7 protein-coding genes are annotated in these 5871 nt (G+C 46.4%); 6 read left to right on the forward strand and 1 reads right to left on the reverse strand.

Features of this window, described 5'->3' with window-relative positions; translation table 11 throughout:
- Positions 1-485 (reverse strand): MBL fold metallo-hydrolase (locus B3182_RS01105; protein WP_292751191.1); only part of this gene is annotated, 485 nt, incomplete at its 3' end.
- Positions 486-509: 24 nt separating this feature from the next.
- Between B3182_RS01105 and B3182_RS01110 the strand changes: the two genes are divergently transcribed.
- From B3182_RS01110 to dnaJ, 6 genes are all read left to right on the forward strand, one after another.
- Entirely contained in the window at positions 510-1235 is a 726-nt protein-coding gene (locus B3182_RS01110; protein WP_292354544.1) for a class I SAM-dependent methyltransferase, read from the forward strand.
- A complete protein-coding gene (gene rnhA / locus B3182_RS01115; protein WP_292354546.1) occupies positions 1235-1678 on the forward strand; it encodes a ribonuclease HI in 444 nt (147 codons plus the stop codon). Before B3182_RS01110 ends, rnhA begins: the two co-directional genes overlap by 1 nt.
- Before the next feature lie 3 nt (positions 1679-1681).
- Positions 1682-2407, forward strand: a complete 726-nt coding sequence (dnaQ, locus tag B3182_RS01120; protein WP_292354548.1) for a DNA polymerase III subunit epsilon — start codon at positions 1682-1684, stop codon at positions 2405-2407.
- Positions 2408-2509: 102 nt separating this feature from the next.
- Complete coding sequence (grpE, locus tag B3182_RS01125) at positions 2510-3067, forward strand: nucleotide exchange factor GrpE (protein WP_292354550.1); 558 nt, start codon at positions 2510-2512, stop codon at positions 3065-3067.
- Between the two features lie 100 nt (positions 3068-3167).
- Positions 3168-5090, forward strand: a complete 1923-nt coding sequence (gene dnaK / locus B3182_RS01130; RefSeq protein WP_292354552.1) for a molecular chaperone DnaK — start codon at positions 3168-3170, stop codon at positions 5088-5090.
- An 81-nt stretch (positions 5091-5171) separates the two neighbouring features.
- The coding region (gene dnaJ / locus B3182_RS01135; RefSeq protein WP_292751194.1) for a molecular chaperone DnaJ at positions 5172-5871 on the forward strand (700 nt) is incomplete at its 3' end.

Here is a 5871-nt window from a genome sequence, read left to right on the forward strand (position 1 = left end):
GTATCGTCAGGTAATTGTTTTATTTTTTGCAGTGAATCAAATAGTTGTTCTGCTGTACCTCCAAGCAGGCGACCACAACCACCAGCAAATAATGTGTCGCCACAGAACAGGTTATCATCTACCAGATAGCTGATATGACCTGGAGTGTGTCCAGGAGTATCGATTACTCTGAAGTGCGGAAAAGATGAATGCAATTGTTGGTCAGCCTGGGCGTACAAAGGTGTATCGACTGTTTTGATGTGTTCACGTTGCGGTCCAAAAACGGGCAGATCATACAGGTCGTCGAGGCGACGGATACCGCCAACATGATCGTTATGATGATGGGTGACTAAGATGGCCGCAGGATGCAGATCGTTTTTTTCTACAAAGTTAATCACTGGACCCGCATCGCCCGGATCAACAATTAATACATCCTGATTCTCGGCTGACTGAATCAACCATATATAATTATCATTAAATGCCTTTACGGCATGAATTTGTAACATTATCTAACTCCGCCGGAATGGCCTATGTGTAATTATAAAGAGCAAGACCGCGAGATGACACAATGGTGGCAATCTTCGCTTGCCCGTTATATACAAAGCCAGGAACAGCAATGGCTAAAGTATCAACAGGCAAAGCTGCATGGTTTTTTTCAGCTGCAGCTTGGTGGACAAAGCCTTATTCTACCGACTTCCTTACGACCTTGTTATCAGGCATTAATGGGAAGCAGCGGACAATTTCATGCGCAAAGTGAGCAACTTCCATTTAAGTCTGACAGTGTTGATGTGATGCTGTTGCAGCATGTGGTGGAATTTTCCCGCCAACCGCATCAATTATTACGTGAAGCCGACAGAGTGTTAAACGAAGATGGCACACTGGTGGTGCTATGTTTTAATCCGTTTAGTGTATGGGGTTTACGTCGATTGTTTTCCTGGCAGGATAGTTTGCCGTGGCGGGGACAGTTTTTTTCACGTCAGCGCTTAAAAGACTGGCTGTCATTGTTGGATTTTGATGTAGTGGAAGCCCGATCGATCATTTATTGTCCCCCATGGCAAAATGAACGCTGGATAAAACGTGGTGGTTTTCTGGAAAGATGGGGGCGACGTCTCTGGCCATATCTTGGTGGCGTCACTGCAATTGTCGCAAAAAAACGCACTTTTCTGGTGACCCCATTACAAAGCCGGTGGCAAAATAGAAAATTATTTCCCAGACCACAACTGGTGAATCCCTCAGCAACACGAAAAGAGCATTAATGGAACACGTTGAAATTTTTACCGATGGTGCCTGCAGTGGTAATCCGGGGCCGGGAGGTTGGGGAACCATACTCCGTGCCAAAGATAACGAAAAGGAGTTATCTGGCGGTGAAAAACTGACCACCAATAATCGGATGGAGATGATGGCAGTCATAGCCGGTCTGGAAGCATTGAAAAGGCCTTGTCATGTCACCATTACCACTGACTCACAATATGTGATGAAAGGGATGACCGAATGGTTGAAAGGCTGGAAAGCCAAAAACTGGCGAACCGCCGCCCGGCAACCAGTGAAAAATGCCGATTTATGGCAACGCATGGATGCGGCCTCCCAGCCACATAAATTATCCTGGCAATGGGTTCGGGGTCATGATGGTCATCCGGAAAATGAACGTGCCGATCAGCTGGCGGTAGCAGCACGTACTCAAATCGCATTACAGGACTAACCGATGGCAGAGCAAACCAGTCAACGACAAATTGTTTTAGATACCGAAACCACTGGCCTCAGTACAGCAGATGATCATCGCATTATTGAAATCGGCTGCGTTGAATTAGTGAATCGACGGCTGACCGGTGAGACGTTTCATCAATATATAAATCCACAACGTGAAATCGATGCCGGAGCGATAGAGGTTCATGGCATTACCAATGAATCATTAGCCGATAAACCGTTATTTGCAGATATTGCTGCAGATTTTCTGCGGTTTATCGAAGGTGCTGAATTGATTATTCATAACGCCGCATTTGACGTTGGATTCTTAAATCACGAGTTAACCAAGTTAGGTCACACCGCCAAAATTGACGATATTTGTTCAGTGATGGACACGTTAAAACTGGCGCGGGATAAACATCCGGGTCAGAAAAACAATCTGGATGCGTTATGTAAACGCTATGGGGTGGATAATTCCAACCGGGAGTTACATGGCGCCTTATTAGACGCCGAAATTCTGGCAGACGTCTATCTGATGATGACGGGTGGACAGGTCAGCTTGTCACTGGCGGCAGAGCAATTCGAACCGCAACACGATGCTGAGAAAAATGAGATCACGACAATTGAACGTCCTCGTTCAGCATTAAAGGTCATTGAGGCTGACGCAACCGAGTTGGCAGCACATCAGGTGATGCTGGAAAAATTACAGGCCAGCAGTGATGGAAATTGTGTGTGGCTTAAATAAAGTTGAATTTGTTTTCACAAAAAGTTCTGTTCGCCGCTTGAAATCAGATTTTTGACCCCCAAATAGCAGCTTTGTGTTGAGCAAAGCGGAATCTGATTAATCATGAGCAACGAAGAAATCGAAAAGTCGACGGCGGAATCTGAGCCGGTCGAAACCTCACCCGAAACAGCTGAGTCAGCTCAGCCAGCGGAATCTGAAGCAGATGTTGTAAAACAGCTGGAAGATGCCCGCAACAAAGCCGATGAACATTGGAATGAATTATTGCGTGCCAGAGCCGATCTGGAAAATATGCGTCGCAGACACAGCCGTGATCTGGAAAACGCTCACAAACATGCGCTGGACAAATTCGTAACAGAGCTATTGCCTATCTGCGACAGCCTGGAGTTTGGTCTCAACGCAGCAAAAAATGAAGATGCCAAGCTTGAAACAGTGCGAGATGGCATGGAAATGACACTCAAAATGTTCATGAGCTCGATCGGTAAATTCGGTCTTGAACAACTTAATCCTGAGGGCGAGGCTTTCGATCCTGATCTGCATCAGGCCATGGCAATGCAGCCTGCAGAAGGCGTAGAAGCTAACCAGGTATTGAATGTCATGCAGAAAGGCTACCGTTTCAATGGGCGTCTGTTACGTCCTGCCATGGTAGTGGTTTCTCAATAACCGGACGAAATTTAAGGGCTTGAAATCAAAATTTCCTGCCCCATCTATTATCACAACGGCTGGAATAGCCAGACGAACTTAGTACGATGGAGAAAAGATTATGGGTAGAATTATTGGTATTGACTTGGGTACGACCAACTCATGTGTAGCGGTGATGGAAGACGGCAAAGCCCGTGTCATCGAAAACAGTGAAGGTGATCGCACAACCCCGTCAATTGTTGCATTCAACAAAGATAACGAAGTGATGGTAGGTCAGTCTGCCAAACGTCAGGCTGTCACTAACGCCAAAAACACTTTGTACGCAATCAAGCGTTTGATTGGCCGTAAATTTAAAGACGATGTAGTACAGCGCGATATTGATATGGTGCCGTATAAAATCGTTGAAGCGGATAACGGTGATGCCTGGGTAGAAGCCAATGGTAAAAAAATGGCTCCGCCTGAAATTTCAGCTCGCGTTTTGATGAAAATGAAAAAAACCGCTGAAGAATTTTTGGGTGAAGAAGTCACTCAAGCGGTTGTTACCGTTCCGGCCTATTTCAATGACTCACAACGTCAAGCCACTAAAGATGCTGGCAAGATTGCCGGTCTTGAAGTCAAACGTATCATCAACGAACCAACCGCTGCAGCGCTGGCTTACGGCATGGACAAAAAACGTGGTGATTCCACAGTTGTTGTATACGATTTGGGTGGTGGTACGTTTGACGTATCGATCATTGAAATTGCTGATATCGAAGGCGAGCATCAGTTTGAAGTACTGGCCACCAACGGTGATACATTCCTGGGTGGTGAAGACTTTGACCAACGTATCATTGATTATCTGGTTGCTGAATTCAAGAAAGATCAGGGCGTTGATCTGAGTAAAGATCCATTGGCCTTGCAACGTTTGAAAGATGCTGCCGAGAAAGCCAAAATTGAGCTGTCTTCCAGCTCACAAACGGATATTAATCTGCCTTACATCACTGCAGATGCCAGTGGCCCTAAACACATGGAAATCCGTTTGACCCGCGCCAAGCTGGAATCTTTGGTAGAAGACTTGATTTCACGCAGTATGGAACCTTGCAAAATGGCATTGAAAGATGCCGGCCTGAAATTGTCTGACATCAATGATGTCATTCTGGTTGGTGGCCAAACCCGCATGCCGAAAGTGCAAGAAGCGGTTAAAGAAATGTTTGGTAAAGAACCACGCCGTGACGTGAATCCGGATGAAGCGGTTGCCGTTGGTGCTGCGATTCAGGCTGCGGTATTGGCTGGTGATGTGAAAGACGTATTGTTGCTGGACGTTACCCCATTAAGCCTGGGTATCGAAACCATGGGCGGCGTAATGACCAAACTGGTTGAGAAAAACACCACCATCCCAACTAAAGCGAATCAGGTGTTTTCGACAGCAGATGATAATCAGCCGGCCGTTACCATCCATGTATTGCAGGGTGAACGTGAAATTGCCTCAGCCAATAAATCACTGGGACGTTTTGATTTAGCGGATATTCCACCAGCTCCACGTGGTACACCACAAATCGAAGTCACCTTTGATATTGATGCTAACGGTATTCTGAACGTGTCTGCTAAAGATAAAGCGACAGGTAAAGAGCAATCCATTGTGATTAAAGCTTCCAGCGGTCTGTCTGACGATGAAGTTGAAAAAATGGTTAAAGATGCTGAAGCGCATGCTGATGAAGACCGTAAGTTCCATGAACTGGTCACAGTACGCAACCAGGCGGATGGTTTGATTCATGCGACCAACAAATCACTGACTGATCTGGGTGATAAAGTGGAAGCTGATGAAAAAGCCAAGATTGAAGCGGCCATTGAAGAGTTACAACAGGCTCTGAAAGGTGAAGATAAAGCCGATATCGAAGCCAAAACCGCTGCGTTGTCAGAAGCTGCAGGCAAGCTGGCTGAACGTGCTTATGCTGAAAACGCAGAAGCTGGTGAAGGTGCCGCAACAGATGATTCCACAGCACAAAACGATGATGTGGTAGATGCCGAATTTGAAGAAGTCGATGACGACAAGAAAAATTCATAATCTTTCACACAATTAACTGAAAACAGGCGTAGGCATTGAGCCTACGCCTGTCTTGTTTAAGAGATACAAGAAAAACTAAACATGGCCAAAAAAGACTATTACGACCTTCTTGGTGTATCGCGCACTGCGACAGAAGCTGAAATCAAAAAAGCATATCGTCGTATGGCGATGAAATATCATCCTGATCGTAATCCGGATGATGCAACCGCTGAAGCCAGGTTCAAAGAGGCCAAAGAAGCTTACGAAATTCTGTCTGATTCCCAAAAACGTGCTGCTTATGACCAGTTTGGTCATGCTGGAGTAGATAACAGCTCAGGCGGTGGCGGGTTCAGAAGTTCGGGCGGTTTCAGCGATATTTTTGGCGATGTATTTAATGATATTTTCGGCGGTGGCGGTCCGGGTGGACAAAGCTTCCGTGGAGCCGATTTGCGCTATCGCCTGGATTTGACGCTGGAAGAAGCTGTTGCTGGAACGACTGCGAAAATTCGCATACCGGTCAATGTTGAATGTAAAACCTGTGATGGTTCCGGGGCCAAACCTGGCACACAACCTGTGACTTGTACGACCTGTGGTGGACATGGTCAGGTTCGCATTCAGCAAGGATTCTTCACTGTTCAGCAAGCCTGTCCACATTGTCGCGGAACGGGTCAGATGATTCAGGACCCTTGTCATGATTGTCATGGTCAAGGCGTCGTACAAGAGCATAAAACACTCTCCGTTAAAGTGCCCGCCGGTGTTAATACGGGTGATCGCATTCGTCTTGCCGGTGAAGGAGAAGCGG

The sequence above is a fragment of the Methylophaga sp. UBA4204 genome (assembly GCF_002379485.1).
GTDB lineage: Bacteria > Pseudomonadota > Gammaproteobacteria > Nitrosococcales > Methylophagaceae > Methylophaga.

Coding starts and splice junctions, on each gene's coding strand:
- B3182_RS01110 (WP_292354544.1), top strand. CDS start 510: ATGTGTAATTATAAAGAGCAAGACCGCGAGATGACACAATGGTGGCAA.
- rnhA (WP_292354546.1), top strand. CDS start 1,235: ATGGAACACGTTGAAATTTTTACCGATGGTGCCTGCAGTGGTAATCCG.
- dnaQ (WP_292354548.1), top strand. CDS start 1,682: ATGGCAGAGCAAACCAGTCAACGACAAATTGTTTTAGATACCGAAACC.
- grpE (WP_292354550.1), top strand. CDS start 2,510: ATGAGCAACGAAGAAATCGAAAAGTCGACGGCGGAATCTGAGCCGGTC.
- dnaK (WP_292354552.1), top strand. CDS start 3,168: ATGGGTAGAATTATTGGTATTGACTTGGGTACGACCAACTCATGTGTA.